Raw genomic sequence first — 25576 nt, 5'->3', positions numbered from 1 at the left:
TCGTCATTTGCTGGTTGAGGGTCGGGGTGAATGTTATGGTTCGGAAGGCGCCGGGGCGATCAATGGTCAGTCCGGCCCATATTCGTGATTTCGGGCCGCTCACGCCCGGGGTGTGATTCGCGTGAGAGCCCGCGGCCATTTCCTCATCCTGGTTATTCGGCTGCCCGGAAACGGGCCATCCCCCTCACTTGGAGCGTTGCAATGCCCAACGGCAAGATCTTCATGACTCCCGGCGTCCTGCGCGATCTCAAGACCGGGAACACCTACGACATCCCGGCCGGGCTGCGGGGGGTCTCCCCCGTGAACACGATCGTGACCTACACGCTCGCCTCGGCGAGGGAGGTCGGCAGCATCACTCCCGGTGTGGCGGGCTCGGTCGTCAAGGGGTGCGGCGTCGACGAGACAGGGCAGGTCATCCCCTTCTCCGCCGAGCTGCGCGGCGCCTACCCGGAGGGCACGCGGCTCTGGCTCTACGGCACCCTCGACGAGGTGGGTGGCGTGGACGGGCTCAAACTCGTCATCGGCGACCAGAATCGCCGGGTCGACCTCGTGGACCCGGCGCGAAGCGCCCCCCTCCGGTTGTCGGAGATCGGCGTATCGATCGAGCAGGACATCGACGACAAGACCGGTGACGCGCCGGACCAGCAGTACTACCACGTCGGAGGCGGGACGGCGTGGACGACGCGTATCCACACCTGTACCGCGCTGGCCATGTGGAGCCGCACGGCGCGGATCTCCTACCTGTCGCACGCCGATGCGGGCACGTCATCGGAGACGATCGCGGCGCACATGACGGACTTCCTCACGCGGGCGACCTTGGCCGGGGCCGACCTCACCGCGAACGGCGAGCTGAGCGTCGTCCTGTTCACCGCACAGGACTCCCTGAGCGGCTGGGTCGGCTCGATCCGCAGGACCGTCGACGCGCTGGACCGCCTCACCGCCGCGCACACCCGGGCCGTCTACACGGCGGCCAAGTGCCACATCGCAGGTCCCGACGACGCCATCGTGGTCTCGGCGGACGAGCAGCCCAAGGTGCTCCTCGCCTCGTGGGACTACCTGACCTACCTGATGGACCGCTACAGGGCGCGTGGCGAGCAGAACATCCGGGGCATTCTCGCCGGCGCGCTGAGCACCGCCGACAAGCAGCCCGAACTCGAGAGCACTGCGGGCCGCACGGCGGAGAAGGCCAGGGAGCGCGACGACAGGGCTCTCTACCTGCTCCTGGCCTCGCTGGTCGGCTTCGACGAGCAGCAGGCGCGGAAAGCCTGGGGCTGGTGACTCGACGCACCCGGGACGGCGCCCTCGTCCCCGCGTGCGGCTAGTCCGGTTCGCCGAGGATCAGGCGGCGGTGGAGGTCCTGCAGGCCCTCGGGCAGGGCGGCCGGGGTGAACCAGCGGGCCTCCAGGATCTCCTTGGGGTCCACGCGGAGGGTGCCGCCGACGAGGCGGGCCTCGTAGGCGGCCTCCACGCGCATGCGGTAGCCGGTGCCGAGGTAGGCGAGGCGGCCGACCTTCACCTCCAGGCCGGTCTCCTCGCGGACCTCGCGCGCGACGGTGTCCTCGAAGGTCTCGCCCCGCTCGGCGTATCCGCTCGGCAGACCCCAGGGGCGCGACGGCGGCCACAGGCGGTGCCTGAGCAGCAGCACGTTGCCGTCCGCGTCGCGGACGACGCCGGTGACGCCGGCCACGAACCTGGCGTTGCGCAGGTAGACGACCCGCCATTGCAGCGGGCCGGACAGCGCGTGCCAGAGCCGGGCCACGAGTCGCCTCACCTGGTGCCTCCCGGACGCCGGACCGCCGTGCGGGCACGGGACACCCGCCGGGCTCGCCGGGGCGAGGCGGTCAGCCTACCGGGACCGGGTCGGGCGCGAAGTCGACCTCGGCCCAGACCACCTTGCCGGTGGGGAGGCGCTCGTAGCCCCAGCGGGACGCCAGGGCGGCCACCACGACCAGACCCCAATGGGTCTCGTCGGAGCGGCCGGGGGCGAACAGCAGGGGCGGGCGGCCGTCGCGGTCGGTCACCTCGACCCGGACGGCGGCGCCGCGGGTGCGGATGCGTACGCTGATCATGGTGCCCGCGTGAGTGACGGCGTTGGCGACCAGTTCCCCGGTGACCAGGCACAGCTCGTCGGGGTCCACCGGCAGCGACCAGGCCAGCACGGCGGACAGGGCCATGTCCCTGGCCTGCTGGGGCGCGGACGGCAACGGCGGGCTGGTCAGCGTGAGAGTCTCGGCGCCTCTTCCGCCGGAGCGGCGCGTGACACGTTCGTTCAGTAGCACTCCGCGCGCCCCCCGCGTCTTGGCGGCATCGGTCGCCCTGTTATCGGACTTGCATTATGCAACGTTATGCCGACGCGGGGAACCCGCCTAAGGGGACCAGTTGAGGGGGGTTCACCCGGTGCCCAGCTGGCCGAGCATCTGCCGGATCTGCGCTGTGCGCGAAAGGTCGATGCGCCGGGCCAGATCCTTGGCCTCAGGACTCACTCCCGTCCGCGTCTCGGTGCGCGCCATCTCGACGGCGTTGTGCTGGTGGGCGATCAGCATGTTGAGGAACGTCTGCTCGAAGCGGGCGCCGGTGAGCCTCCCGAGCGCGTCGATGCCCGCGGGGTCGGTGGCGTGCAGCCGCGCGTGCTCGTCGTGCGCGTGCGGGGCGGCGTCCAGGGGGCGGCGCCAGCCGAGCAGCCACATCGTCATGTCGCGCACCTCGTCGCCCTGGGTGGCGGCGACGGCCGCGCCGAGGGCCCGCACGTCGGGCCGGGTGGCGCGCTCGGCGGCGAGGCCGGCCATCCGCATGCCCTGGCGGTGGTGCGGGATCATCATCTGCAGGAAGGCGACGTCGGCGTCGTTGAACGCGGCGGAGGCCTCCCGCGCGAAGGCTCCGGGGGTGGGGCGGCCGGGCGGCGCCGCGCCGGGCGAGGCGGTGGCCGTCCCGCATCCGGCCGCGGCCGCCAGGACCGCGGCGGCGGCCAGCGGGGCGATGCGTCTCATGGGCTCCGCCTCTCGTCCTCGGGGGTGGCGTACGGCGGGGGTGGCACGCGGCCGGGCAGTCATGGGCCAGGCCGGACGGATGGGGCCAGGCCGTCATGGGCCAGGCCGGACGGATGGGGCCGGACCGATGGAGCCGGACCGATGGGACCGGGCCGTCATGGGGCCGGGACGTCACGGGAACGGGCCGTCATGGGAACGGATGGTCGGGATGGTCGGTGGGCCGGACGGGCCGGACGGCCGACGGGGCCAGGTCGCCGCCGGGCCGCCGATGGGTGTGGGCGCCGCGCCCCCCGGCGGCGCCCACGGGAAGAGGGGTCAGGTCAGATGCGCTGCCAGAGGGCCGGGACGTTCGGCGGCTCCCAGCCGGTCAGGGCGGTGTGGGCCTGGAGGCAGCGGTAGCGGAGCCCGCCGTAGGTGACCTGGGCGCCGACGGCGTAGTAGGTGCCGGCGGCCCAGGTGCCGCCCGGGGCGGTCACGGTGGGTGTGGGGGTGGGGGTCCTGGTCGGGGTGACGGTCGGCGTCGGGGTCGGCGTCGGGCCGGGGCCGCCGCCGCCGATCTGCAGGTCGACGCAGGCGTAGAACGCGTTGACGGTGTCGGCGATGTTCCAGATGGCCAGCAGCTTCTGCCGTCCGCCGAAGCCGGACAGGTTCACGGTGTGCTGCACGGTGGCCCCGGGCTGGCGTCCCCCGTCGTTGAACAGGGCGACCCGGGTGTTGCCGATGTAGTACTCCCAGGTGCTGGTGGCGTGGCGGGCGGTGAGGATCCAGTTGAAGTTGACCGTGGTGCCGACCGAGGTGGCGGGCCAGTTCTTGCTCTCGTCGCTGAGCTGCGCGAACCGGGCGACGCCGCCGTGGCAGTTGCGCTGGCCCTTCGGTCCCTCGACGCTCTGCGGCTCGTAGATGATGTCGCCGCAGTTGGCGACCCGGCCCTGGGCGCACAGCGCCTGCCTGCTCGGCGGGGAGGAGATGTACCCGTGGGCGAGGGCGGGCGCGGCCGACAGCACCGTTACCCCCGCGGTGAGCAAGGCCGTCGCCACCACCATGATCGTTCTTCGCATACCGTACTCCTTCTTGCTGGGGGGATGCCGCCAACATAAAAGAAAGTTTCCTAAGAGTAAATAGGCCGTTGGAAGACCGTCGGCGGATCTGTCAAGATGGCTGTGAAACTTTCCGGCCGGCCCGGCCGCGCCCCGCTCCACCTCCGGGCCGGACACGGCGAGCGAGGCGGCTCCTACGTGCCGTCACCACCGGGACGAGGCCCCGGGAGATGTGATCTCGCCCACGCCATGAGAGCGCTCAACCGGACCGATCCCAGCAGGCCAGGGCCTCCCGCCGCTCCAGGACCCCCATGTCAGTGCGAGGTTAAGGCACTGTTTCCGAGACGTTATCGCTTGGCGTTGACATGCCAATTGTTAGCGATAACACTTCAGGTCCAAGGTGCGAAGCCGCACGACCGTCGCAGTTCGGCGCGGAGGTGTCCCCGCGAACGATCCGGCTCCCGTGAGGCGCCGCGTACCATCCCCTTCGCTAGGAGACCAACCATGAGGCTCGGACGGATCGCGACGATGGTGTCCGCCATCGCGCTCGTCGCCACCATGTCCGCGTGCGGATCAAGCCAGAAGACCGGCGGTGGCGGCGGTGACGTCGCGTCCACCGGTACCAGCGGCGCCCTGGTCGGCGTGACCATGCCGACCAAATCCTCCGAACGCTGGATCCACGACGGGGAGAACGTCAAGTCGCAGCTGGAGAAGCTCGGCTACAAGGTCGACCTGCAGTACGCGGAGAACGACATCCCCACCCAGGTCAACCAGATCGAGAACCAGATCACCAAGGGCGCCCGCCTGCTGATCGTGGCCTCCATCGACGGCACCGCGATCACCACGCAGCTTCAGCAGGCCGCGGACAACAAGATCCCGGTCATCGCCTACGACCGGCTGATCCGCAACAGCCCGAACGTCGACTACTACACCACGTTCGACAACTTCAAGGTCGGCGTGCAGCAGGCCACCTCCCTGCTGGTCGGCCTGAAGGTCAAGAACGCCGACGGCACCGAGGGCACCGAGCAGGGCCCGTTCAACGTCGAGCTGTTCGCCGGCTCGCCGGACGACAACAACGCCACGTTCTTCTTCAACGGCGCCATGTCGGTGCTCAAGCCCTACATCGACAAGGGCGTGCTGAAGGTCAAGAGCGACCAGACCGACTTCAAGACGGTCGCCATCCTGCGCTGGGACCCCGCCACCGCGCAGAAGCGCATGGAGGACATCCTCACCAAGACCTACACCGGCGGTGACAAGGTCGACGGCGTGCTGTCCCCCTACGACGGCCTGTCCATCGGCATCCTCTCGGCGCTGAAGAGCAACGGCTACGGCACCTCCGGCCAGCCGTACCCGATCGTCACCGGCCAGGACGCCGAGCTGGCGTCGGCGAAGTCGATCATGGCGGGCGAGCAGTACGCCACCATCTTCAAGGACACCCGCGACCTCGCCGAGGTGACGGTCAAGATGGCCGACACCGTCCTGAAGGGCGGCAAGCCCGAGGTGAACAACACCACCGACTACGACAACGGCTCCAAGGTCGTCCCGTCCTACCTGCTCGAACCGGTGATCGTCTACAAGGACAACCTCCAGAAGGCCCTCGTCGACACCGGCTACTACACTGCGGCGCAGCTCGGCGGCTGATAATCCGCTTCGGGTCCCGGGGGCGGGCGAGCCACGCCCCCGGGTCCCGCGTGAGGGGACATGAGACATGACCGATGACATCTTGCGCATGCGCGGGATCACCAAGACCTTCCCGGGGGTCAAGGCACTGCAGGACGTGAACCTCTCGGTTCGCCGCGGTGAGATCCACGCCATCTGCGGCGAGAACGGCGCCGGCAAGTCGACGCTGATGAAGGTGCTGTCCGGGGTGTACCCCCACGGCACCTACGAGGGCGAGATCGAGTTCGACGGCCAGGTCAGCGAGTTCGGCGGGATCAGGAACAGCGAGCACGCCGGCATCGTCATCATCCATCAGGAACTGGCGCTGTGCCCGCAGCTGTCCGTCGCCGAGAACATCTTCCTCGGCAACGAGCGGGCCAGCCGCGGGTTCATCGACTGGAACCGCACCAACCGCGACGCCGCCGAGCTGATGGCCCGGGTCGGCCTGCGGGAGAGCCCGACGACGCAGATCTCCGACATCGGCGTCGGCAAGCAGCAGCTCGTCGAGATCGCCAAGGCGCTGTCCAAGGAGGTGCGGCTGCTCATCCTGGACGAGCCGACCGCCGCGCTCAACGACGACGACTCGGCGCACCTGCTCGACCTGCTGCGCGGGCTGCGCGACCAGGGCATCACCTGCGTGATCATCTCGCACAAGCTGAACGAGATCATCGCGATCGCCGACTCGATCACCGTGCTGCGCGACGGCCGGACCATCGAGACCCTGGACACGGCGTCCGGCGCCGTCACCGAGGACCGCATCATCTCCGGCATGGTCGGCCGTGACCTGGAGAACCGCTTCCCCCCGCACGAGCCGCACATCGGCGAGGAGATCCTGCGCATCGAGGACTGGACGGTGCACAGTCCCGCCCAGCCCGGCCGCAAGGTCGTCTCCGGCGCCGGGCTCACGCTGCGCCGCGGCGAGATCGTCGGCCTCGCCGGGCTGATGGGCGCCGGGCGCACCGAGCTCGCGATGAGCGTGTTCGGCCGCGCGTACGGCGTGAACATCTCCGGCCGCATCTTCAAGGACGGCCGCCAGATCGAGCTGCGCAGCGTCCAGGACGCCATCAGGCACGGCATCGCGTACGCCACCGAGGACCGCAAACGGTACGGTCTCAACCTCATCGAGGACATCAAGCGCAACGTCTCCGCCGCGGGTCTCCCCCGGCTCGGCCGTCGCGGCTGGGTCAACGAGCACGAGGAGTACCGGGTCGCCGAGGAGTACCGCAAGAGCATGAACATCAAGGCGCCCAGCGTGGCGAGCGTGGTGGGGCAGCTCAGCGGCGGCAACCAGCAGAAGGTCGTGCTGTCCAAGTGGATCTACACCGACCCCGACGTGCTGATCCTGGACGAGCCGACCCGCGGCATCGACGTCGGCGCCAAGTACGAGATCTACACGATCATCAACCGGCTCGCCGACGAGGGCAAGGCGGTGCTGGTCATCTCCTCCGAGCTGCCCGAGCTGCTCGGCCTGTGCGACCGGATCTATACGCTCTCACAGGGCCGGGTCACCGGTGAGGTCCCCCGCTCGGAGGCCACCCAGGAACGGCTCATGCACTACATGACAATGGGACAGGAGTAACCCCGATGAGCAGCGTCTCGCCAACGGGTGTCGCGGTGGGTCCGCAGGACGGCGGCGGACCAGGCGAGGTACGGCCGCCGGGCCGGATGTCGCTCGGCGGCTTCTCGATCAACATCCGGCAGAGCGGCATCTACATCGCCTTCGCGCTGATCGTGGTGCTGTTCTCGGTGCTCACCGACGGCGCCCTGCTACAGCCGCAGAACATCTCCAACATCATCGTGCAGAACTCCTACATCCTGATCCTCGCGGTCGGGATGATCCTGATCATCATCGCCGGGCACATCGACCTGTCGGTCGGCTCGGTGGTGGCCGTCACCGGCGCGGTGTCGGCCGTCCTGATGGTCAACTACGGCGTGCCGTGGCCCGCCGCGCTGCTCATCACCCTGGTGACCGGCGGCCTGATCGGCGCCTGGCAGGGCTTCTGGATCGCCTACTTCGGCATCCCGTCGTTCATCGTCACTCTGGCCGGCATGCTCCTGTTCCGCGCGCTGACCCTCACCGTCCTCGGCAACCAGGGCATCGGCCCGTTCCCCGACGCCGTCCGCACGCTGTCCAACGGCTTCACCGACGGCTACTTCGGCAACATCGGCCTCGGCCCCCTCGGCGGCGCCGACCTGTTCAGCCTGCTGGTCGGCCTCATCGCCGTCGCCGGCATGTCCGCCGCCCAGTGGCGCACCCGCTCGGCCCGCGTCAGCTACGGCCAGCACGTCGACCCGTTCCCCGCCTTCGTCCTGAAGCTGGCCGCCGGCGCCGTCCTGATCATGTTCCTCGTGATCCAGCTGGCCCGCTTCAAGAACCTCCCCTGGGTCCTGGTCCTGCTGGCCGTCCTGGTGCTCGGCTACTCGCTGCTGTCCACCCGCTCGGTCTTCGGCCGCCGCATCTACGCCGTCGGCGGCAACCTCCAGGCCGCCGTCCTGTCCGGCGTCCGCGTCAAGTCGGTCGTCTTCTGGATCTTCGTCAACATGGGTGTCCTGGCGGGCATGGCCGGCATCATCTTCGCCGGCCGCCTCAACCAGGCCGGCCCTACGGCGGGCGGCTCCTTCGAACTGGACGCCATCGCCGCCGCCTTCATCGGCGGCGCCGCCGTCCAGGGCGGCGTCGGCAAGGTGGTGGGCGCCATCACCGGCGGCCTGATCATGGGCGTCATCAACAACGGCATGAGCCTCATCGGCTCCCCCAGCGAACGAGTGATGCTCGTCAAGGGCATCGTCCTCCTGGCCGCCGTGGCCTTCGACGTCTGGACCAAACGCCGCGCCGGCACCGCCGCCCGCTGACCCCTGCCACCCACCCGGCGAGCTAGCGGACGGAGCAGATCGCCGATTCGATCACCGACGTCACCGCGTCCGGGTGGGAGATCAGGGTCAGGTGGGACCCGCCTTGGAACCGGGTGACCTTCGAGTGCGCCCGGCGGGCCATCGACAGTTGCGAGCCCGCGGTGATGATGCGGTCGCCGGTGCTGATGAAGTACCAGGACGGGATCGTCTTCCACGCCGCCGCCTTCGACGGGGTCGTGAACGCGCTGGTCGAGGCGGCTCGCTGGGAGGCCCACAGGCGTACGGCGGTGTCCTCGGGCAGATCCGAGGCGAACGAGCGGATGAAGACGTTCCGCTTCAGGTACAGGTCGGCCGCCCCCTGGGGCGCTCCCGGGTAGGGCACCTTGTCGTAGAGGGAGTCCGGGTTCGCCTCGAGGGCGGAGCCGGACCCGCTGAGGCCGCCGGTGGTCTCCCCTGTGTCGGGCGCCGCGGCGTCGACGTACACCAGGGCCTTGACACCCGGAACCCCCGCGGCGGCGTCGGTGATCACCGAGCCCCCGTAGGAGTGCCCGACGAGCACGATCGGGCCGGAGACGGTCTTCAGGAAGTCGGCGACGGTCCTGGCGTCCCCGGTCAGGCCGCGGAGCGGATTCGCCACGGCCCGCGCGACGTGGCCCGCTCGCCGCAGCGCGTCCAACTCGCCGTTCCAGCTGGAGGTGTCGGCCCAGGCTCCGTGAACCAGGACGACCGTCGGCTCGGACCGCCCCGGCGACCGGCAGGGCGACGGCGCCGGGCTCGTGAGGGCGGACGGCGCGCGCGGGACGGCGTCCCGCTCCCCGGCGAGCGCCGGCGACGCCCACGCCGCCGCGGCGGCCACAGCGAACGCCAGCGTCATCGTGATCGGCTTCTCCCCGGCCGGACGTGTCATCTTCTCCCCCTCAGTTCGACAGGTGATCTTCCCGGGACACCGGCGGACCAGTCCCTCACGGTGGGTTCCCGTCGCTCCCGCACCCCTGTGACCGGCCCTCCGGTCCCGCCCGGGCACGGCGGATGAACACCGCCGTGTCGGTGAGGCCGGTGTCGGCCAGAGCGACGGCGCGGGCGTGCGGGTGAGCCTCCCGGGCCATCCGGGCGAGCACTCGTCCGGGCGGCGTCTGGACGAACAGGGTCGTGCCGAGTTCGGCGAGCAGAGCGGTGGCGTCCCGCCATCTCACCGTGGTGGCGACGCCGCGGGCGAGGTCGTCGAGGACCGCGTCGGCGTCGTGGAGGAGACGGGCGGCCGAACCGGCGAGATAGGGGACGGTGATGTCGCGCCGGGGGATCACGGCGAGGTGGTCCGTCATGGCGCCGGCGACGCCGTCCAGGAGCGGGCAGTGCGAGGGGACGCCGATGTCCAGGCGCCGCACGCATCGGGCGCCGGCCTCGGCGGCGGCCGCGGTGAGGCGGTCCAGCGCGCGGGCGCCGCCCGCGACCACGACCTGCCGGCCGGTGTCGACGACGGCCAGGTAGGCCGGGTCGCCCGCGGTCGTGATCGACTCGACCACGCGCCGGGCCTGCGCCACGCCGAGCCCGAGGACGGCCGCCATGCCGTACCCGGACGGATAGGCGTCACGCATCAGCTCGGCGCGGCGCCGCACGGCGGTGAGGGCTTCGGCGAAGGTCAGTGCCCCGGCGGCGACGGCGGCGGGGAACGCCCCGGCGGAGTGCCCGGCCACGGCGTCGGGGGTGGCGCCCACGGCGGTGAGGGCGCTGGTCGCGGCGACCCCGGCGACGCAGAGCGCGACCTGCGCGGTGACGGTCGACCGCAGCTCCCGCGCGCCGTCCCGCCGGGACGAGCCGGGCAGGACGCGCTCGGCCTCGGCGAGGGTCGCCGCGACGGCCCGGTGGCCGGGCAGGTCGTGCAGCATCCCGGGCCGCTGGGTGCCCTGGCCGGGGTAGAGGAAGGCGACTCTCACGCGAGGGCCCACGGGTCGTCCACCAGTTCCGGGCCGTGGCCGGTACGGGCCAGGACGGGACCGCCTGTACGGGCCCACTCGACGAGGCCGACTCCGCCGCACGGGGTCTCCATCTGGCAGTCGACCGTGCCGGGAAGAGCGGCGAAGGCGGCCACCAGCCGCGCGGCGTCGGCCTGCTCCACCCGGCGGGGTGCCCGGATCAGCAGGTCCAGGTCGCTTCCGGGGTGGGTGACCGGCCGCCCGGTGGCGAGCTCGAAGCCCACGCCGCCGATCGGGCCGAAGACGACGTCGCCGCCCAGCTCCGCCGCCACCCGCGGGGCGACGCCGGCCAGGGTGGCGGCCAGCCGGGGAATGCGGGGGCGCCGCCGGCTCAGCTCCTCGGGAGGGAGGCGGCGGGTCACCGCGCCGGCGGGGACGAGCGCGGCGTGGCGCCGTCCCCGCCCGGCCCCGCGTACGCCGACCGGGATCAGGCCGGGCGGATGCGGTGCCCGCCGTACGACGCCCCAGGGGCAGGCGGCGAGCGACGTGGCGGCCCAGCCGGGGAGCCCGGCGTCCAGCGCCGCGGCCCCGGTGAGTCGCAGCAGGTCGTGCGGGCGCGCGGTCACGGCCATTGGGCGGCGAGCGCCTCGTGGACACGGCGGGAGGCCTCCCGGGTCCGGCGGGCGCCGGGCGAGGTGAGCCGGTCGCTCAGGTCGCGGGGACCCCGGCGGGCCCGTGCGACGGCGGCGGTGAGCGCGTCCTTCACCTTGCGCGTGTCCTCCCCGGCCGGGTCGTCGGCGTTCGCGACGTCCATGAGCTCGTCGCACAGGCCGAGCGTCGCCCAGTCCTTGACGTCGTAGGACAGCGGAGGGATGCGCCTGGCCAGCTCGCCGAGTTCCTCCACGGTCCGGCGGGTCACCTCCGCCGCGGCGCGCCGGTGCATGGCGTGGATCGTCACGCCGGGGTCGTCGAGCGCCACGATCTGGTTGGCCTGCGAGCCGTGTGCCAGGAACCCGCCGGACAGGGCCGTTCCGACGATCAGAGCGATCACCGGGTGCCCGGTCGTGCGGGCGGTGACGTAGGCGTCCACGGCGGCGGCCAGCGCGTGGTGGATGCCGAGCAGTTCCTCAAGGCGTCCGTAGGCCTGGCTGGGGACGTCGACGACGGCGACGATCGGGCGGCGGCGGTGCTCGGGCCGGTGCGCGTCCCCGGTGACGACCTGGGTCACCGCCTCGGCGAGGGCGAGCCCTTCGCGCAGGCCGACCTCCCCGTTCCGCGCGCGGGGGTAGGGGCTGCGGGGGTCCGGCACGACGGCGACCAGCCGGGCGACGTCGCCGCCCAGCGTGACGTCCGCCGTGAGCACGGACGGGACGGTGTGCCGCACGGCGCCCTCGGCGAGCGCCCGTGTCCAGTTCAGCCCGCGGCTCGTCACCGGTCCCCCCGCGGTGGCACGGCCTTCGCCCACACGGCCGCGAGGCCGGGAGGATCGGGCGGATCGGCCGGGTCGACGGCCCGGACGCGGGCCTGCCACTCGCCGAGGCGCCGGGAGCGGTGCTCGCCGGGAATCCCTCGCCCGACGGCGTCGATCACGGCGGATCGCAGCGCGGCGACGTCGTCGGGGACCAGCACGTCCGCCAGGGCGGTCCGGGTGCGCTGCCTGCCGCCGTCGATCGACCAGATCAGCGGGTGATCGGAGGCGTCGAACTCGGCGACCCCGGCCTCGGACTCGATCACCTCGGGGCCGTCGAGCCCGAGACGGCCCTCCTCGGTCATGATCAGCCTGGTGCACAGTCCGGCGGCGATGCTCATGCCGCCGAAACAGCCCAGCGCTCCGGCGATGACGCCGACGACGGGCTGAAGCGCGCGCAGCTCCAGAATCGCCGAGCACACCTCGGCGATCGTGGCCAGGCCCAGGTTGGCCTCCTGCAGGCGCACGCCGCCGGTCTCCAGCAGCAGGACGGCGCTGGTCGGGATGCCGTCACGGTTGTCCCTGGCGGCCAGGGACAGCGCGGCCGCCGTCTTCGCGCCGGAGACCTCGCCGATGCCGCCCCCTTGGAAGGCCTGCTCGATGGCGATCACGACCGAGGGCCGCCCGCCGAGCCTTCCCTTCACCACGGCGACGCCGTCGTCGGACGCCGGGACGACTCCCTGGGGCTCCAGCCAGGGCGACTCGATGCGGTCGAAGGGACCGCACAGCTCGCGGGCCGTGCCGTCGTCGAGCAGCGCCGTGGCCCGCTCCCGGGCGTCCAGCTCGATGAAGCTGGTGCGGCCGAGCATCGCGGCCCAGTCGGGCGGCGGGACGGCGGCCGTCATGCCTCGCCCTCCTCGACGGCCTGCCGCAGGCGCAGGGTGACCACGCCGGGCGTGGCGCCCGCGTCGTTCAGGTCGAAGTCCGCGGCGACGCGGTGGCGGGCGAAGAACCGCTCCAGCACGATCCGCCACACCGTGTCGAACCCGTCGACGCTGGTGCGCACGCGCACGCGGGCGGCGCCGGACGCCGGGGTCATCAGGACCTCCAGATCCCCCGATCCGGCCACCCCGACGTGGGCCCGCCGGCCGGGTGGCCGGTCGGCGGGGAACTCGTAGGTCAGTGTCCGCACGCCGGCCCCTCCCGTCCGCCGGGGGCCGGGCGCCCGGGCCAGGGCACCAGGTCGAGGAAGAGCGCGGCGGCCAGCAGGTCGCCGCTCCCGCCCGGCGACAGCCGTCGTGCGCGGAGCCGCTCGTCCAGTTCCAGGAGGGCGGCGTGACCGCGTGCCGTGCCCGCGCCTCCCTCGGCGAGGACCCGCTCGGCGCCGAGCCGCACGACACGCAGGCCCTCAAGGCCGCCGCGGTGCAGGACGCAGGTGTCGTCCAGGAGGCTCATCACCTCCAGCAACGCGTCCAGCCGGGCCGTCTCCTCGGCCAGGCCGGCCGCCCTGGCCCGGCGTAGCCTCGGCAGCGCGACCTCCATGACGTGGGGGAACGCGTCCTCGGCCTCGCCGCGGGCACCTCGCGCGCCGTGCCGTCGCCGGACCCTCTCACCGTGGGAGGCCGTTCCCGCCGGATTCCGCCGGTCGGGAAAGGCGGCCAGCCGGGCCGCGCCGAGGGCGGCCTCCCGCTCGTCGCGGGCGCCGCCCGCGACACCGGCGACCAGGAGCCCGAGCGCCCACAGGGCCCCGCGATGCGTGTTGGCCCCCCGGGTGGCCCGCAGCATCGCTCGCTCGCCCGCGCGTCCGATCCGGCCGAGCTCCGCACGCAGCCCGCCCCCTGCGGCCATCCGGTCCGCCACCGCGGCGGCGGACCGGAAGGCGGGACGCAGTGCCTCGGCGGAGGCCAGCAGGAGCGGCAGGTCCATGTCGTCGTGCGCGCCGGTCCCCCGGCGGTCGACCAGGCCGGGCTTGGGGCTCAGCCACGCCTCGTCGCGCAGTGCCCGCACCGCCGCGCCGGCCAGCGTGTCCGCGGACGGCGCCCGCCCTCCCGTCACAGGCTCCCGTTTCGTGGTGAGCATCGGCGGATCACCAGCTCCGGAACCGGGCCGGCGGGTCGTACAGTCCTCCGGACCAGGCCACAAGGTCCTCCATGCTGCGGGCCGCCAGCAGGGAGCGCTTCGCCCTGCGGACGTCGACCCCGAGATCCTCGGGGAGCGCCACCAGGCCGTCACGGCGCAGCTCCTCGACGCGCCGATGGCCGATGCGGCGGCCGACCGGGGTCGCGCCCGCGACCGCCGCGACCGCGTCACGCCGTTCGGCCGGCCCCGCGGCCCGGTAGAGGTAGGCCACGCCCTCCTCCGTCACCACGTGGCTGACGTCGTCACCGTAGATCATGACGGGCGGGATGGGCATGCCGGCGTCCTCACCGACCCGCACCGCGTCGAGCGACTCGACGAACGCGGGGACGCCGCCGGAGCGGAAGGTCTGCGTGATCTGCACGACGAGCTTGCGTCCCCGCAGGACGGGGGGCTCGCCGGCCACGAGACCCAGCCACGCGGGCGAGGGGTGCCTGCGGCCGTGCGGGTCGTGTCCCATGTTGGGCGCTCCCCCGAAACCGGTCAGCCGACCCTCGGTGACCGTCGAGGAGTTCGCGTTCGCGTCGATCTGCAGCGACGACCCGATGAACAGGTCCACGGCGTACTGGCCGGCGAGCTGGCACAGCACCCGGTTGGAGCGGAGCGAGCCGTCGGGGCCGGTGAAGAACACGTCCGGGCGGGCGGCGACGTAGCGCTCGGTGCCGGGTTCCCCGCCGAAGCAGTGCACCGATTCGACCCAGCCGGTCTCGATGGCGGGGATGAGCGTCGGATGCGGGTTGAGCGTCCAGTGTCTGCAGATCTTTCCCCGCAGGCCCAGTTCCTCGCCGTAGGTCGGCAGGATCAGCTCGATCGCCGCGGTGTCGAAGCCGATTCCGTGGTTCAGCGTGGTCACGCCGTGCCGCTCGTAGACGCCGCGCAACGCCATCATGGCCATCAGGATCTCCACCTGGCCGATGTGGCGCGGATCCCGGGTGAACAGCGGTTCCAGCGCGAACGGCCTGGGGCTCCGCACGATCAGGTCCACCCAGTCGCCCGGGATGTCGACCCGGGGGACCTTGTCCACGATCTCGTTCACCTGGACCAGCGTCACCCCCTGGGAGAAGGCGGCCGCCTCGGCGATTACGGGGGTGTCCTCGGTGCTCGGACCGGTGTACAGGTTCCCTTCGCGGTCGGCCTGCTCGGCGCAGAGCAGCGCGACGTCCGGGATGAGGTCGACGAACATGCGCGCGTACAACTCGACATAGGTGTGGATCGCCCCGATCTCGATCCCGCCGTCGGCGAGCAGTTGCGCCATGCGCACGCTCTGCGGCCCGGCGTAGGCGAAGTCGAGACGGCGGGCGACGCCGCGCTCGAACACGTCCAGGTGCTCGCGCAAGCTGATCGAGGAGATCAGCAGATGCAGATCGTGCACCGCCTCCGGGTCGCAACCGGCCAGTTCTCCGGCGAGAAAGTCCGCCTGCTTCTGGTTGTCCCCTTCCAGAGCCACCCGGTCCCCCGGCCGCAGCAACGCCTGCAGGGCGTCGCGCGTCCGCCCGGCGTCCAGCACCCGACCCGTGGCGAAGGCCCGGACCGCTTCCATCCGCTCGCGCTTCGCGGTCCGCCGCCGTGCCCGATCCCGGGTTTCCGCCCGTGCCATCGGCCGCCCCCAGTGCTGACGCTGACCAGGGTCTGATGCCTCGAAACCAATGAAAGTAACCCAAACAAGGATAAAAAGGGGCATATCTAGTGCCTCGCCACCGCCGTGCCCCGGCCGGCGCGATGGGACCCTTCGCCCAGCAGGGGTGTCCGGAGCCGCACGGGCCGGTGGAGCGCATCCCGGCCGCCCGGCACGATGCGGCAGCGGAGCGGGCTCCTTTACGAAGTAAGGTCGGTGCGCGGCCGCGTCCGGGGCGGTCAGGCCCAGACGACCTTCGGGTGGTCGTCGCCGACGGCTTCCGCGGCCAGAGCGGCGCTCTTCTCGGCCTCCTCACGCCGTGCGGGTGGCACCCGGTCGAAGGCGGAGACGGTCAGTTCGCGGTCGCTGCGGCGGTAGCGCCAGGTACCGGCCACCTCGCCGTCGACCAGCAGGGCGCCTGGGCCGGAGAGGGGGCGCCACACCTGCCCGCGTCGCTTGGCGTCGGGGACGAGCAAGGCACGGTCGACCTGGCGCAGGTAGGGATCGTTGGCCGGGACGAGGACGACCCCGGCGGGCTCCGGGGCGTTCCGTACCGCGTCCAGCATGGCCTCGGGCAGGTCGTAGCGCCGGGGGCCGATCTGGACGCGGACCAGATCGTCCAGTTCCTTCCACAAGCCGGAGGTGGACGTGGTGCCGCCGTCCAGCCAGTCACGGAACAACGTCCTGGTGGTGGGCCCGTTCACCTGGAGATACGTGTTCAGGGTCTCCAGACGTGGGTTCTCCGCCTTCTCCTGCCGATGCTCCGGGCGCGGGTACAGCATGGCCGCCCGCTGTTCCCCGCCGCCGAGCACGATCTGCGCCTGCCGCCCCGCCACCCGGAACAGCGTGTCGGGAACGTGCCGCGCCTCGCACCGCGAGCACCACTCCACCAACTCCCCCCGCACCCGCTCGGTCACCTCACCACTGGCCTCGCCCTTCGACATCGGCCCCGTCACTACTGCCCCGAGGGCGGCCGCCACCTCCCCCACCGCCTCGACCCGAGCCGCCCCGCCCTGGTCCGGCTCCCGGGGAGCGAGCACGTCCCGCACGAAGTCCAGCCGCTCCACCGGATGCGCGTGCGGCGCCACCCGCCACGACCACATGCTCACCAGCGGCCCGTCAGGGGAGATCGCCTCACCGACGCGCTTCGACCGGACGCCGCGGGTGCGCTGGATCATCGACTGCGCCGCACCGACCTGCCTGCTGTCCTGGAATCCCAGCAGCAGAAGCCGTTCGAGCACATCGTCCGCACAGCTCCCGCCCAGCCCGTGGCCCTGCCACCGGAACCCCAGCCAGCTCGCCCTGCCCACGTCGATCACACCGGCCATGGCGTTACCCTGACCTCCGGGAGCGGAGGTAAACAGCGGTGGACATCTCGATGGTCCGCGTTCCCGGTGGTGTCGTGGATCTGCGGGACGACCGGCGCGGGGCGCGGTGGCGGGTGGAGGTCGCGCCCTTTCTGCTCGGGCGGTATCCGGTCACGGTGGGTCTCCATCGGGCCGTCGCGCGGGATCCGTCCGGGGGCTCCACGGGGGACGCCGTGCCTGTGACGAACGTCAGCTGGCTTGACGCGGTCGACGTGTGCAACCGGCTGTCGGAGCTGTCGGGGCTGGAAGCGGTCTATTCGCGGGACGCGCGCAGCGGGGAGGTGGCCTGCGACCGGGCCGCCGGTGGGTATCGCCTGCCCACCGAGGCGGAGTGGCAGTACGCGTGCAAGGCGGGGAGCACCGGATACCGGTACGGGGAGATCGACGACATCGCGTGGTACGCCGGGAACTCCGGCGACCGTGCGCATGACGTGGGCGGCAAGGCGCCCAACGCGTGGGGTCTGCACGACATGCTGGGCAACGTGTGGGAGTGGTGCTGGGACCTCTACGACGAGGAGGTCTACGGGTCCTACCGCATCTTCCGCGGCGGGAGCTGGGCCGAGCGGGAGCGGGGCTGCGGGGCCACCGTGCGCCGCCGCAGCCACCCCACGTTCGCGATCGACGACCTCGGCTTCCGGCTCGCCCGGACCGTCCCGTGAGCGGGTGGCGCGGCTCGGCGCTCTCCGGCGGTGACGACGCGGAGAGCGCGGTCCGCCGTCCGTATCGTCCAGCGGGAACGCCGTCAGCGCGTTCCCCAGCTCGTCCGCCGCCAGGAACCGGTCCACGGGGCCGCCGCCGGCTGTGTCACCCGACGCGGATGGGAAGCGTGCGCGGCCCGCGGACCTGGCCGGTGGCCCAGGTCACCGCCGAGGGGTCGGCGAGTGTGAAGACCGGGTATCGCTGCAGCCAGACCTCCAGGGCGACCCGCAGCTCCATGCGCGCCAGGTGCGAACCCACGCAGCGGTGGATGCCGAGGCCGAACGCGGCGTGCCTGTTCACCTGGCGGTCGAGGACGACCTCGCCGGCCCGGTCGAACTGCGCGGGGTCGCGGTTGGCCGCGGGGAACGACAGCAGGACCCAGTCGTCGGCCTTCATGTCGACGCCGTTCCAGCTCATGTCCTCCTTGACCAGCCGCGCCATCGTGACCGGCGCGTACGCCCGCAGCAGCTCCTCCATCGCGGTCGGCAGCAGCGCGGGCTCGGCGACCAGCCGCTCGCGGTCGGCGGGGGTCCTGGCCAGGTGCCACAGCGACGCGCCGATCGCGCTCCACGTGGTGTCGATGCCGGCGACGAGCAGCAGAGCCATCGTGCCCGCGACGTGCGCCGGTTGCAGTTTGCTGCCGTAGAGCTCGACGTCGATGAGGTAGCTGGTGAGGTCGTCGCGCGGGTGGGCGACGTGGTCGCGGACCTGCGCGACCAGGTAGTCGAACAGCTCCGACATCCGCGCCCTGCGGTCGTCCGGCGGCAGGTTGACGCCTTCCAGGGCGCTCTCGACGAACCCGCGGAACCGCGGCTCGTCCTCCGGGGGGAACCCGAGCATGTCGGAGATGACCCGTGTCGGGATGTACTGGGCGTAGTCGTGCGCCGCGTCGACGACGTCCCGTCCCTCCAGCGCGTCGATGAGCGAGTGGCAGTACGCCCGCGTCGCCTCCTCGTGCCTGGCGATGGCGGTCTTGGTGAACGCCGGCAGCAGCAGCTTGCGCGCGTCGTAGTGGAACGGCGGGTCGGAGGAGATCGGAGGTGTGCCGCCCACGGGCGCCGAGTCGCGGGGCGGCCGGAAGTTGCCCACGATGATCGACCGTGACGAGAAGCGCTCGGTGTCGTAGGCGATGCCCGCGACGTCCTCGTAGCGGGTGGGCAGCCACGCGCCGCCGAACCGTTCGGTGTGCGCGATCGGGCACGTCCGGCGCAGCTCGTCCTGGATGGGGTACGGGTCGGCCGCCCACTCGGGCTCGGTGTGGGAGAAGTCGGTCGTCCAGTCCGCCACCGGACCGGTGATGATCTCGTTGCGCGTGCCCAGGGCGGGGTCTTTCAGGATGTCCACCGGCTGGCTGAAGCGGTCGTCCACGGTCATGTCACACACTTCCTAAATGATCTCGATGGCGCGTTCCGGGCAGTTGGCCACCGCGAGGCGCGCCGTCCGCTCCTCGCCCGGGGGCACGACGCCCTCCCCGGCGACCAGCCCGTAGCCTTCGTCGTCCTCGGTGAACAGGCCAGGGGCGAGTTCGTAGCAACGGCCGTGCCCCTGACAGCGCTCAGGATCGATGCGTACCTTCACTTCGGGTGCTCCGCTTCTGTGTGCGGTGATGTCGCCGGCGGGACGAGGGCGCCGACGAGACGGGCGAGCAACGCGGACCACTCCGCGTCGTCGACGGTGTGCAGGTCCGGCGTGACGAGCGCGCTGCCCATCGCCAGCAGCAGGCAGAGGTGGGCCAGCGCGCCCGGCGACACCACCGGATCCAGTTCGCCGCCGCCCTGGGCCGCGCGCACCAGGTCGGCGAGCCAGTCGGCGCGTTCACCGACGTAGTCCCGCATCGGCCCCGCCACGTCCTCGTCCCGGCGGGCCGCGACCAGCGCCTCGACGATGAGGTAGCCGCGGGTGTCGCGACGCCGCGGCAGCCAGCGCCCGATGACGAGCAGCAGCTCCTTGACGGACCGGTCGGGGTCGGCCGCGAACAGCGTGGCCAGCAACCGCGGCCCGTACGTCCGCAGCGCGGCCACCAGCAGCTCGGCCTTCGAGCCGAAGTGCGCGTAGAGGGCGCCGTTGCTCACCCCGGCCGCCGCGGCGATGTCCGCCACCCGGGTACCGTCGTACCCGCGCTCGGCGAACACTTCGGCGGCGGCGCGCAGCAGCCGTTCCCGTGTCTCGGCGGCGGTGACGCCCGCGATCCGCCCCATGGGACAAATTAAAAATTCGTTCATTTTCTATGTCAAGAGGGGCATCTCTCTCATCTCACTCTTCGTCCGCCCCACCAGGGCCGGTTGCGGACACTTAGAGTGATTGCACCGTGACTCTCGGTTATGGCACGGTGGAGGGAACCAACCGAAAACTCCCTAGGAGACACCATGCCCCCCGTTCGCCTCCTGCTGGCCGGCGCCGTCGCCGCCCTCGCCGTGACCACGGCCGCCGCCCCGCCCGCCGCGGCCTCCGCCCAGCAGGCCGCTCTGGCCGCCTCGCCGGTGTGCGTCGACACCACCAACTCCCGCGCCGACAACACCCAGATCCGCCTGTGGAAGTGCCTGGACCACCCCAACCAGAGGTTCGTCGTCGACGACGGCCACATCAAGGTGGAGGACACCATAGGCACCAGCCGGGAGGTGTGCCTCGACGCCACCAACTCCCGCGCCAACAACACCCTGGTACGCCTGTGGCAGTGCCTGGACCACCCCAACCAGGTCTGGGTCGTCAGCAGAGGCCAGATCATCGTCAAGGACACCCTCGCCTCCACCCCCGTGTGCCTGGACACCGGCAACACCCGTAACGACAACGACAAGGTCCGCCTCTGGCAGTGCCTGAACCACCCCAACCAGAAGTTCGTCGTCGACGACGGCCAGATCAAGGTCAAGGACACCCTGTCCTGACGCCCCGCACCCGGAGACCGGATCTCACCGCCGCGCACGGCCGGTGAGATCCGGCGTACTACCGTGACGATGTGGATCTCTTCTCATCCTCCTGGACGGCGTTGCGCGCGGCGGTCGCCGGGCTCCCGGACGACGACTTCGCCCGGCCGTCCGGCTGTACCGGCTGGCTCGTGCGGGACCTGGTGTGCCATCTGGTCATCGACGCCCAGGACGTCCTCATCACCCTCGTGACCCCCGCCGAGACGGAGCCGACCCGCGACGCGGTGACCTACTGGGAGGTCTCCGGGACGCCGCCGGCCGGGGACGACCCGCTCGACGCGCTGACCGTCCGGCTGGCCGCCGCGTACCAGGAGCCGTGGCTGCTCAAGTTCCACCTCGACGACGTCGGCTCCGCCGCCGGCCGCGCCGCCGGACTCGCCGACCCGGGCCTGCGGGTCGGCACCCGCGGCGAGGTCCTCACCGCGGGCGACTACCTCTCCGCGTACGTCCTGGAGTGGACGCTGCACCACCTCGACCTGGTCGCGCACCTCCCGCGCGCGCCGGGACCACCCGCGGAAGGGCTCGCGCGCTCCCGCGAGATGCTGGAGAGCATCGCCGGGGCCACGTTCCCCGCGTCGCTCTCCGACAAGGACGCACTGCTGATCGGCACCGGACGGCGCGCCCCGACCGGCGCGGAGAAGACCGAACTGGGTGAGCTGGGGGCGAGACTCCCCTTCGTCCTCGGCTGATTCCCCGCACCCCCACGCACATCGAGCAAGGGGGCACTCAGGCGCTCGGCCTCCGCCAAGGCGCACTTCGAGTTCATGCTCACCTTCCTGAAGGCGGCGATGGCCGTCATGCTGCCGGCGACCTCCGCGTCCGCCACCCGCGGCACGAGCCCGCGGCACGAGCCCGCGGCACGAGCCCGCGGCACGAGCCCGCGGCACGAGCCCGCGGCAGGAGGCCAACCTGAGGAGCAACTGCCGTTCGCCTGCTGAACCGCCCGGCCGTCGAGCTCGCGGGGGGCGGGCGATAGGGTGCGCCGGTGGAGGATATGAGTCGTTTGTTCCGCTCGGCCGCCGACGCCGCGGCCGATTACCGGCGGTCGTTGCCCGACCGGCCGGTCGGAGTGCCGGTCGACCAGGGGGCGCTGACCGGCGCGTTCTCCGGCCCGTTGCCCTCCGCACCCACCGCACCGGAGCAGGTGCTGGCGGACCTGCTCGCCGCGGCCGAGCCCGGCCTGGTCGCGAGCGCCGGCCCGCGATACTTCGGTTTCGTGGTCGGCGGCGCGCTGCCCGCGGCGACCGCGGCCGACATCCTCGCCGCCGGCTGGGACCAGATGGCGACCAACGCCGTCTCGTCCCCGGCGGCCATCGCGGCCGAGGCCGCGGCCGGTACCTGGCTGAAGGATCTGCTGGGCATCCCACCGTCGGCGTCGGCCGGTTTCGTCACCGGCTGCCAGGCCGCCAACACCGCCGGGCTCGCCGCCGCCCGGCACCAGGTGCTGGCGGACGCGGGCTGGGACGTCGAACGGCGCGGCCTGCTCGGAGCGCCGCCGATCCGGGTGATCGCCGGTGCGGAGCGGCACGCGACCATCGACCGGTCCCTGCGCCTGCTCGGCCTGGGGACGGACGCGGTGGAGCCGGTGCCCGCCGGCCCGGACGGCGCCATCGACCCCGGTTCGCTGCGGGAGGTGCTGCGAGCCGGTCCCCCCGGTCCCACGATCGTGTGCCTGCAGGCCGGCAACGTGAACACCGGCGCCTGCGACGAGCTCCGGGAAACGTGCGAACTGGTCCACCGCCACGGCGGCTGGGTGCACGTGGACGGCGCGTTCGGGCTGTGGGCCGCCGCCAGCCCCGCGACCCGGCATCTGGTGGACGGCCTGGAACTGGCCGACTCCTGGGCCACGGACGGCCACAAGTGGCTGAACCTCCCCTACGACTCGGCCTTCGCGTTCTGCGCCCGCCCCGACGTGCACGCCGCGGCGATGTCGTACGCCGCCGCCTACCTGGTCGGTTCGGGCGGCAGCCCGGAAGGAGCGGCCCTCACCGCCGAATCGTCCCGCCGCGCCCGCGGCTTCGCCGTCTGGGCCGGCCTGCGGGAACTGGGCCGCGACGGCGTCGCGGACCTGGTCGACCGCTGCTGCGCCCTGGCGCGCCGTTTCGCCGAAGGCCTGACCTCGGCGGGCTTCGACGTGGCCAACGAGGTGGTCCTCAACCAGGTCCTGGTCGGCTTCGGCGACGACGCCCGCACCGACCGGGTGGTCGCCGCGGTCCAGGCCGACGGCACCTGCTGGGCGGGCGGCACGACCTGGCGTGGCCGCCGCCTCATGCGCATCTCGGTGTCGAACGCCACCACGACCGAGGCGGACGTGGACCGGTCGCTCGCCGCGATCATCCGCCTCGCCACCTGACATCAAGCCAAAGGTCTCAAGGGAACATATTCCACGGGCCGGATCCCCCCGCCCCGAGTACGCCCAGCGCTCGCGGCGGCCGTGCCACGATTCGGGCATGGCAGACCTCGCCCCCTCCCCCGGCCGCCACCCCGGAAGCACCCCGGCCGCCGTAATGATCATGGGTGTGCACGGAGTCCTCCGCCTCAAGCCCTGGATCCTCCAGGCCCACGACCGCGGCGACCTGGAGGAGGACGTCTTCAGCCTGGTCGTCAAACGCTCCGTCGCCTACGGCTGGAGCTCCTTCAACCCGTCCCGCGGCCCCTCCGCCATCCGCTGGGGCCACAACGACGCCGGAGGCGACTGGCGCCAGGACGGCCGCGTCCGCGAGTTGGCCTGGCTCCAGGCCGACATCTCCGTCGCCGCGGGCCCCCTCGGACACCGCCCCCCGATCACCCCCATGGCCACCGTCCTCGCCGACACCCTCGCCCTGGTCGGCGACACACGACTCACCGCCCTGCACACCCTCATCCCCCTCTCCACCGCCCCCGACGCCCGCGCCGACCTCTCCCAAGCCGCCGCCTGGTTCGCCCTGACCGACCCCACCTCCCACACCGACCTGACCGTGACGATCCGCACCACCACCCCCACGGACCCCTCCGCGATCATCACCGCCGCCCGCGACCGCACCTTCGCCCAAATGACCGTCACCCCCACCTCACTTCCCCCCGCCCCATCGCCCCCACCAACCGGCGGCATCCACCTCAACGGCCTCAACCACACCCACACCTTCCACTGCCGCCCCCACGAATGGTCCCTGAACGTAGCCTCCTGGACCACAGAAATCTTCACCGACGCCCTACGCACCACCGGCCTAACCACCCCAGCCCTCATCACCGTCTCCAACCAGGCGGCCTGATCGGCCGCCTCGCCGACACCCTCACCACCCACCTGACCGTCCTGAGCCACCACCCCCACCCCGCCCCTGACCCGGGGTCCGGCAGACCGGAACTCGACCGGGAGTTAAGACGAACGGAGCCTTCGGCTTCGGTCAGAACTTCACCTCGCACCACACGCTTCGACTGGTTGCCTCGTTGGTGACGCCCCAGGCTTGGGAGATTCCCTCGACCAGGAGCAGGCCGCGGCCGTGCTCTCCGCACGGGTCATGGTTAGGGCGGGGGTGGGTGGCCGAGCCGGTGTCGGTCACGGTCAGCCGGACTGCGTGGTCGTGTTCCGCGAGCGTGAGGCGTACTGGGCCGCCGTCGCGTGAGTCGGAGTGGAGTACGGCGTTGGTCGTCAGTTCTGAGGCGAGGAGCGTCACGTCGTCCAGGGCGGGGTGTGTCGCGCCTAGCGTCTCTCGTACGAATGCACGGGCGACTGGGACCGAGGCCACCGCACCTATGAGGTCCAGCGACCCCAGCACCTTGCTTGTCGTCATGCTCAGCCTCGTCTCGTGGCCCGATGACACTCAAGATCATCTGTGGAGTGCAATCGATGCCGTAGGAGTGACCATCCATAGACGGCTTTCGGCTAACAGCCTGAGCAATCGGCGCTACAGTGTGGAGTCGATTGGTCACACAGCGAGCGCACCGCTGGGTGCGGAGACGTGCGACGCCAGGGAGAGGGATGCCTCAGCCGGTCGAGTTGAAGCCCGAGGAATCGCCGCTGGCCAAGTTCGGATTCGAGTTGCGCCGCCATCGCATGGCGGCGCAGCTCACACAGGCACAGCTCGCGGGGAAGATCCATTTTTCGACCAGCATGGTCGGCATGGTGGAGCGAGCGGCTCGCAAGCCAGAGAGAGCTTTCGCAGAGCGGTGTGATGAGGTGCTACGGCTCGACGGTGTCCTCACCGAGATGTGGGCGATGGTCGATCGTGAACGCCGGTGGGCCCCGTGGTGGTTTCGGGAATGGCTTCAGGTAGAGCAGGAAGCGATTGTGCTCCGCAGCTGGGATCCACTCCTCATTCCGGGGATCCTCCAGACCGAGGCGTACGCGCGTCTCGTTCTTTCAGGAGAACCGGGGGCCACCTCCGAGTTGGTCGAGCAAAGGCTGGCCGCCCGTACACAGCGACGGGGGGTTCTCTCCCGAGAGAAACCGCCGTTGGTATGGGCACTGATCGACGAAGGAGTTCTTCACCGGCCGATCGGCGACTCGGAGCTCATGCGTGAACAACTCTGTTACCTGGCCGATGTGGCGCGTCACTCCCACGTAAAGATCCAGATCGTGCCTTACAGCGCACACTCGACCTGTGGACTGATGAGCCCTTTCACGGTTGCGGAGCTCCCGGGGCCGAGGACTATCGTGCACGTGGAGTCCTCGGCGTTGGGGCAGATCTCGGGCAGTCCGAGCATCGTTGAGTTGATCACCAACAGGTACGACGCCATTCGCGCCGACGCCCACCCGAAACACGTTTCGCTCCTGATGGTGGAAGAGGCGATGGAGAGATGGACTTGATCGGCGCCGAGTGGCGGAAGTCTTCCCGTTCCGGGTCGAGTGGGGGGCAGTGCGTTGAAGTGGCGGTGAATCTGCCTGATGTGGTGGCGGTGCGGGACAGCAAGGATCCGGGTGGGCCGGTGCTGGTGGTTGGTTCGGAGGCTTGGCGCCGATTTCTGAGGTTCGCCCGGTGACTCGGCTGAGCGTTGCCGGTTC

Annotated in this window: 29 protein-coding genes; 12 read left to right on the top strand and 17 right to left on the bottom strand. The window is 71.6% G+C overall.

The genetic code is table 11. The features are described 5' to 3' along the window. The first annotated feature begins 201 nt into the window (after positions 1 to 201). Complete coding sequence (locus ACFP1K_RS18105) at positions 202 to 1278, top strand: hypothetical protein (RefSeq protein ID WP_380754439.1); 1077 nt, start codon at positions 202 to 204, stop codon at positions 1276 to 1278. A 40-nt stretch (positions 1279 to 1318) separates the two neighbouring features. Here ACFP1K_RS18105 and ACFP1K_RS18100 read toward each other — a convergent pair whose 3' ends face one another. From ACFP1K_RS18100 to ACFP1K_RS18085, 4 genes are all read right to left on the bottom strand, one after another. Next, on the bottom strand, positions 1319 to 1771 hold the full coding sequence (locus ACFP1K_RS18100; RefSeq protein WP_380754436.1) for an NUDIX domain-containing protein: 453 nt from the start codon (positions 1769 to 1771) through the stop codon (positions 1319 to 1321). Between the two features lie 70 nt (positions 1772 to 1841). After that, positions 1842 to 2279, bottom strand: a complete 438-nt coding sequence (locus ACFP1K_RS18095; RefSeq protein ID WP_380754434.1) for an ATP-binding protein — start codon at positions 2277 to 2279, stop codon at positions 1842 to 1844. A gap of 111 nt (positions 2280 to 2390) precedes the next feature. Continuing rightward, a complete protein-coding gene (locus ACFP1K_RS18090) occupies positions 2391 to 2987 on the bottom strand; it encodes a DUF305 domain-containing protein (RefSeq protein WP_380754432.1) in 597 nt (198 codons plus the stop codon). Between the two features lie 320 nt (positions 2988 to 3307). Continuing rightward, positions 3308 to 4045 (bottom strand): lytic polysaccharide monooxygenase, encoded by a 738-nt coding sequence (locus ACFP1K_RS18085; RefSeq protein WP_380754430.1) that lies wholly within the window; start codon positions 4043 to 4045, stop codon positions 3308 to 3310. Positions 4046 to 4528: 483 nt separating this feature from the next. On the opposite strand from ACFP1K_RS18085, the gene chvE reads away from it, so the two are divergent. The 3 genes from chvE to mmsB all read left to right on the top strand — a co-directional run bounded on the left by chvE (position 4529) and on the right by mmsB (position 8536). Beyond that, on the top strand, positions 4529 to 5665 hold the full coding sequence (chvE, locus tag ACFP1K_RS18080; RefSeq protein WP_380754428.1) for a multiple monosaccharide ABC transporter substrate-binding protein: 1137 nt from the start codon (positions 4529 to 4531) through the stop codon (positions 5663 to 5665). Between the two features lie 67 nt (positions 5666 to 5732). Next, complete coding sequence (gene mmsA, locus ACFP1K_RS18075; RefSeq protein WP_380754426.1) at positions 5733 to 7262, top strand: multiple monosaccharide ABC transporter ATP-binding protein; 1530 nt, start codon at positions 5733 to 5735, stop codon at positions 7260 to 7262. A 5-nt stretch (positions 7263 to 7267) separates the two neighbouring features. Continuing rightward, complete coding sequence (gene mmsB, locus ACFP1K_RS18070; RefSeq protein ID WP_380754423.1) at positions 7268 to 8536, top strand: multiple monosaccharide ABC transporter permease; 1269 nt, start codon at positions 7268 to 7270, stop codon at positions 8534 to 8536. A gap of 22 nt (positions 8537 to 8558) precedes the next feature. Here the strand turns inward: mmsB and ACFP1K_RS18065 are convergent, their stop codons facing one another. The 9 genes from ACFP1K_RS18065 to ACFP1K_RS18025 all read right to left on the bottom strand — a co-directional run bounded on the left by ACFP1K_RS18065 (position 8559) and on the right by ACFP1K_RS18025 (position 16936). Next, positions 8559 to 9443 carry an alpha/beta hydrolase gene (locus ACFP1K_RS18065; RefSeq protein WP_380754421.1) on the bottom strand — a complete coding sequence of 295 codons (885 nt, stop codon included), beginning with the start codon at positions 9441 to 9443 and terminating at the stop codon, positions 8559 to 8561. Between the two features lie 55 nt (positions 9444 to 9498). Further along, positions 9499 to 10470, bottom strand: coding sequence for an acyltransferase domain-containing protein (locus tag ACFP1K_RS18060; RefSeq protein ID WP_380754418.1), 972 nt, complete (start codon positions 10468 to 10470; stop codon positions 9499 to 9501). After that, positions 10467 to 11081: a malonate decarboxylase holo-ACP synthase gene (locus tag ACFP1K_RS18055; RefSeq protein ID WP_380754416.1), complete on the bottom strand. Its 615-nt coding sequence runs from the start codon at positions 11079 to 11081 to the stop codon at positions 10467 to 10469. Before ACFP1K_RS18055 ends, ACFP1K_RS18060 begins: the two co-directional genes overlap by 4 nt. Further along, a complete protein-coding gene (gene mdcE / locus ACFP1K_RS18050; RefSeq protein ID WP_380754414.1) occupies positions 11072 to 11881 on the bottom strand; it encodes a biotin-independent malonate decarboxylase subunit gamma in 810 nt (269 codons plus the stop codon). Before mdcE ends, ACFP1K_RS18055 begins: the two co-directional genes overlap by 10 nt. Next, positions 11878 to 12762, bottom strand: a complete 885-nt coding sequence (locus ACFP1K_RS18045; protein WP_380754411.1) for a biotin-independent malonate decarboxylase subunit beta — start codon at positions 12760 to 12762, stop codon at positions 11878 to 11880. Before ACFP1K_RS18045 ends, mdcE begins: the two co-directional genes overlap by 4 nt. Continuing rightward, positions 12759 to 13049 (bottom strand): malonate decarboxylase subunit delta, encoded by a 291-nt coding sequence (locus ACFP1K_RS18040; RefSeq protein ID WP_380754409.1) that lies wholly within the window; start codon positions 13047 to 13049, stop codon positions 12759 to 12761. Before ACFP1K_RS18040 ends, ACFP1K_RS18045 begins: the two co-directional genes overlap by 4 nt. Continuing rightward, entirely contained in the window at positions 13037 to 13936 is a 900-nt protein-coding gene (locus ACFP1K_RS18035; RefSeq protein WP_380754406.1) for a triphosphoribosyl-dephospho-CoA synthase, read from the bottom strand. Before ACFP1K_RS18035 ends, ACFP1K_RS18040 begins: the two co-directional genes overlap by 13 nt. 7 nt (positions 13937 to 13943) lie before the next feature. Further along, positions 13944 to 15590: a malonate decarboxylase subunit alpha gene (gene mdcA / locus ACFP1K_RS18030; RefSeq protein WP_380754403.1), complete on the bottom strand. Its 1647-nt coding sequence runs from the start codon at positions 15588 to 15590 to the stop codon at positions 13944 to 13946. A 257-nt stretch (positions 15591 to 15847) separates the two neighbouring features. Next, positions 15848 to 16936 carry a DNA glycosylase AlkZ-like family protein gene (locus ACFP1K_RS18025; protein ID WP_380754401.1) on the bottom strand — a complete coding sequence of 363 codons (1089 nt, stop codon included), beginning with the start codon at positions 16934 to 16936 and terminating at the stop codon, positions 15848 to 15850. 38 nt (positions 16937 to 16974) lie between these two features. Here ACFP1K_RS18025 and ACFP1K_RS18020 point away from each other — a divergent pair, with 38 nt between their 5' ends. After that, positions 16975 to 17634, top strand: a complete 660-nt coding sequence (locus tag ACFP1K_RS18020) for a formylglycine-generating enzyme family protein (protein WP_380754398.1) — start codon at positions 16975 to 16977, stop codon at positions 17632 to 17634. A 145-nt stretch (positions 17635 to 17779) separates the two neighbouring features. Here the strand turns inward: ACFP1K_RS18020 and ACFP1K_RS18015 are convergent, their stop codons facing one another. The 3 genes from ACFP1K_RS18015 to ACFP1K_RS18005 are packed head-to-tail and all read right to left on the bottom strand — an operon-like array spanning position 17780 to position 19872. After that, the gene (locus ACFP1K_RS18015; protein WP_380754395.1) at positions 17780 to 19048 is read right to left on the bottom strand and encodes a cytochrome P450; all 1269 of its coding nucleotides are present in this window, start codon (positions 19046 to 19048) and stop codon (positions 17780 to 17782) included. 12 nt (positions 19049 to 19060) lie between these two features. Next, a complete protein-coding gene (locus ACFP1K_RS18010) occupies positions 19061 to 19252 on the bottom strand; it encodes a ferredoxin (protein WP_380754392.1) in 192 nt (63 codons plus the stop codon). Next, positions 19249 to 19872: a TetR/AcrR family transcriptional regulator gene (locus ACFP1K_RS18005; protein WP_380754389.1), complete on the bottom strand. Its 624-nt coding sequence runs from the start codon at positions 19870 to 19872 to the stop codon at positions 19249 to 19251. The genes ACFP1K_RS18010 and ACFP1K_RS18005 overlap by 4 nt, the downstream gene beginning before the upstream one ends. Positions 19873 to 20040: 168 nt before the next feature. Between ACFP1K_RS18005 and ACFP1K_RS18000 the strand changes: the two genes are divergently transcribed. The 5 genes from ACFP1K_RS18000 (at position 20041) to ACFP1K_RS17980 (ending at position 23846) form a co-directional block, all read left to right on the top strand. After that, complete coding sequence (locus ACFP1K_RS18000; protein ID WP_380754386.1) at positions 20041 to 20556, top strand: RICIN domain-containing protein; 516 nt, start codon at positions 20041 to 20043, stop codon at positions 20554 to 20556. Between the two features lie 71 nt (positions 20557 to 20627). Next, positions 20628 to 21284 carry a maleylpyruvate isomerase N-terminal domain-containing protein gene (locus tag ACFP1K_RS17995; RefSeq protein WP_380754383.1) on the top strand — a complete coding sequence of 219 codons (657 nt, stop codon included), beginning with the start codon at positions 20628 to 20630 and terminating at the stop codon, positions 21282 to 21284. A 75-nt stretch (positions 21285 to 21359) separates the two neighbouring features. Continuing rightward, positions 21360 to 21533, top strand: coding sequence for a hypothetical protein (locus ACFP1K_RS17990; RefSeq protein ID WP_380754380.1), 174 nt, complete (start codon positions 21360 to 21362; stop codon positions 21531 to 21533). 56 nt (positions 21534 to 21589) lie between these two features. After that, positions 21590 to 22948: a pyridoxal phosphate-dependent decarboxylase family protein gene (locus tag ACFP1K_RS17985; RefSeq protein WP_380754377.1), complete on the top strand. Its 1359-nt coding sequence runs from the start codon at positions 21590 to 21592 to the stop codon at positions 22946 to 22948. A gap of 97 nt (positions 22949 to 23045) precedes the next feature. Further along, positions 23046 to 23846 carry a hypothetical protein gene (locus tag ACFP1K_RS17980; RefSeq protein ID WP_380754374.1) on the top strand — a complete coding sequence of 267 codons (801 nt, stop codon included), beginning with the start codon at positions 23046 to 23048 and terminating at the stop codon, positions 23844 to 23846. Positions 23847 to 23978: 132 nt separating this feature from the next. Here ACFP1K_RS17980 and ACFP1K_RS17975 read toward each other — a convergent pair whose 3' ends face one another. After that, on the bottom strand, positions 23979 to 24365 hold the full coding sequence (locus ACFP1K_RS17975) for an ATP-binding protein (protein ID WP_380754371.1): 387 nt from the start codon (positions 24363 to 24365) through the stop codon (positions 23979 to 23981). Positions 24366 to 24553: 188 nt separating this feature from the next. On the opposite strand from ACFP1K_RS17975, the gene ACFP1K_RS17970 reads away from it, so the two are divergent. Together ACFP1K_RS17970 and ACFP1K_RS17965 are read left to right on the top strand one after the other, a co-directional pair. Further along, complete coding sequence (locus ACFP1K_RS17970) at positions 24554 to 25381, top strand: helix-turn-helix domain-containing protein (RefSeq protein WP_380754368.1); 828 nt, start codon at positions 24554 to 24556, stop codon at positions 25379 to 25381. Continuing rightward, the gene (locus ACFP1K_RS17965; RefSeq protein WP_380754365.1) at positions 25372 to 25554 is read left to right on the top strand and encodes a DUF397 domain-containing protein; all 183 of its coding nucleotides are present in this window, start codon (positions 25372 to 25374) and stop codon (positions 25552 to 25554) included. The genes ACFP1K_RS17970 and ACFP1K_RS17965 overlap by 10 nt, the downstream gene beginning before the upstream one ends. Positions 25555 to 25576 lie beyond the last annotated feature (22 nt).

The sequence above is a fragment of the Sphaerisporangium aureirubrum genome (assembly GCF_042658925.1).
GTDB lineage: Bacteria > Actinomycetota > Actinomycetes > Streptosporangiales > Streptosporangiaceae > Sphaerisporangium > Sphaerisporangium aureirubrum.
The sequence above is the reverse complement of the archived record's forward strand: the minus strand, read 5'-3'. Positions and strand labels throughout refer to the sequence as shown.

What these genes read in the sequence shown, in the direction of transcription:
- ACFP1K_RS18015 (WP_380754395.1), bottom strand. Translation starts at nt 19,048, where the DNA reads ATGACCGTGGACGACCGCTTCAGCCAGCCGGTGGACATCCTGAAAGAC.
- ACFP1K_RS18090 (WP_380754432.1), bottom strand. Translation starts at nt 2,987, where the DNA reads ATGAGACGCATCGCCCCGCTGGCCGCCGCCGCGGTCCTGGCGGCCGCG.
- ACFP1K_RS17975 (WP_380754371.1), bottom strand. Translation starts at nt 24,365, where the DNA reads ATGACGACAAGCAAGGTGCTGGGGTCGCTGGACCTCATAGGTGCGGTG.
- ACFP1K_RS17990 (WP_380754380.1), top strand. Translation starts at nt 21,360, where the DNA reads ATGCTCACCTTCCTGAAGGCGGCGATGGCCGTCATGCTGCCGGCGACC.
- ACFP1K_RS18000 (WP_380754386.1), top strand. Translation starts at nt 20,041, where the DNA reads ATGCCCCCCGTTCGCCTCCTGCTGGCCGGCGCCGTCGCCGCCCTCGCC.
- ACFP1K_RS18025 (WP_380754401.1), bottom strand. Translation starts at nt 16,936, where the DNA reads ATGGCCGGTGTGATCGACGTGGGCAGGGCGAGCTGGCTGGGGTTCCGG.
- ACFP1K_RS17980 (WP_380754374.1), top strand. Translation starts at nt 23,046, where the DNA reads ATGGCAGACCTCGCCCCCTCCCCCGGCCGCCACCCCGGAAGCACCCCG.
- ACFP1K_RS17965 (WP_380754365.1), top strand. Translation starts at nt 25,372, where the DNA reads ATGGACTTGATCGGCGCCGAGTGGCGGAAGTCTTCCCGTTCCGGGTCG.
- ACFP1K_RS17970 (WP_380754368.1), top strand. Translation starts at nt 24,554, where the DNA reads ATGCCTCAGCCGGTCGAGTTGAAGCCCGAGGAATCGCCGCTGGCCAAG.
- mmsB (WP_380754423.1), top strand. Translation starts at nt 7,268, where the DNA reads ATGAGCAGCGTCTCGCCAACGGGTGTCGCGGTGGGTCCGCAGGACGGC.
- ACFP1K_RS18065 (WP_380754421.1), bottom strand. Translation starts at nt 9,443, where the DNA reads ATGACACGTCCGGCCGGGGAGAAGCCGATCACGATGACGCTGGCGTTC.
- ACFP1K_RS18045 (WP_380754411.1), bottom strand. Translation starts at nt 12,762, where the DNA reads ATGACGGCCGCCGTCCCGCCGCCCGACTGGGCCGCGATGCTCGGCCGC.
- ACFP1K_RS18005 (WP_380754389.1), bottom strand. Translation starts at nt 19,872, where the DNA reads ATGGGGCGGATCGCGGGCGTCACCGCCGCCGAGACACGGGAACGGCTG.
- ACFP1K_RS18085 (WP_380754430.1), bottom strand. Translation starts at nt 4,045, where the DNA reads ATGCGAAGAACGATCATGGTGGTGGCGACGGCCTTGCTCACCGCGGGG.
- ACFP1K_RS18105 (WP_380754439.1), top strand. Translation starts at nt 202, where the DNA reads ATGCCCAACGGCAAGATCTTCATGACTCCCGGCGTCCTGCGCGATCTC.
- chvE (WP_380754428.1), top strand. Translation starts at nt 4,529, where the DNA reads ATGAGGCTCGGACGGATCGCGACGATGGTGTCCGCCATCGCGCTCGTC.
- mdcA (WP_380754403.1), bottom strand. Translation starts at nt 15,590, where the DNA reads ATGGCACGGGCGGAAACCCGGGATCGGGCACGGCGGCGGACCGCGAAG.
- mmsA (WP_380754426.1), top strand. Translation starts at nt 5,733, where the DNA reads ATGACCGATGACATCTTGCGCATGCGCGGGATCACCAAGACCTTCCCG.
- ACFP1K_RS18035 (WP_380754406.1), bottom strand. Translation starts at nt 13,936, where the DNA reads ATGCTCACCACGAAACGGGAGCCTGTGACGGGAGGGCGGGCGCCGTCC.
- ACFP1K_RS17985 (WP_380754377.1), top strand. Translation starts at nt 21,590, where the DNA reads ATGAGTCGTTTGTTCCGCTCGGCCGCCGACGCCGCGGCCGATTACCGG.
- ACFP1K_RS18055 (WP_380754416.1), bottom strand. Translation starts at nt 11,081, where the DNA reads ATGGCCGTGACCGCGCGCCCGCACGACCTGCTGCGACTCACCGGGGCC.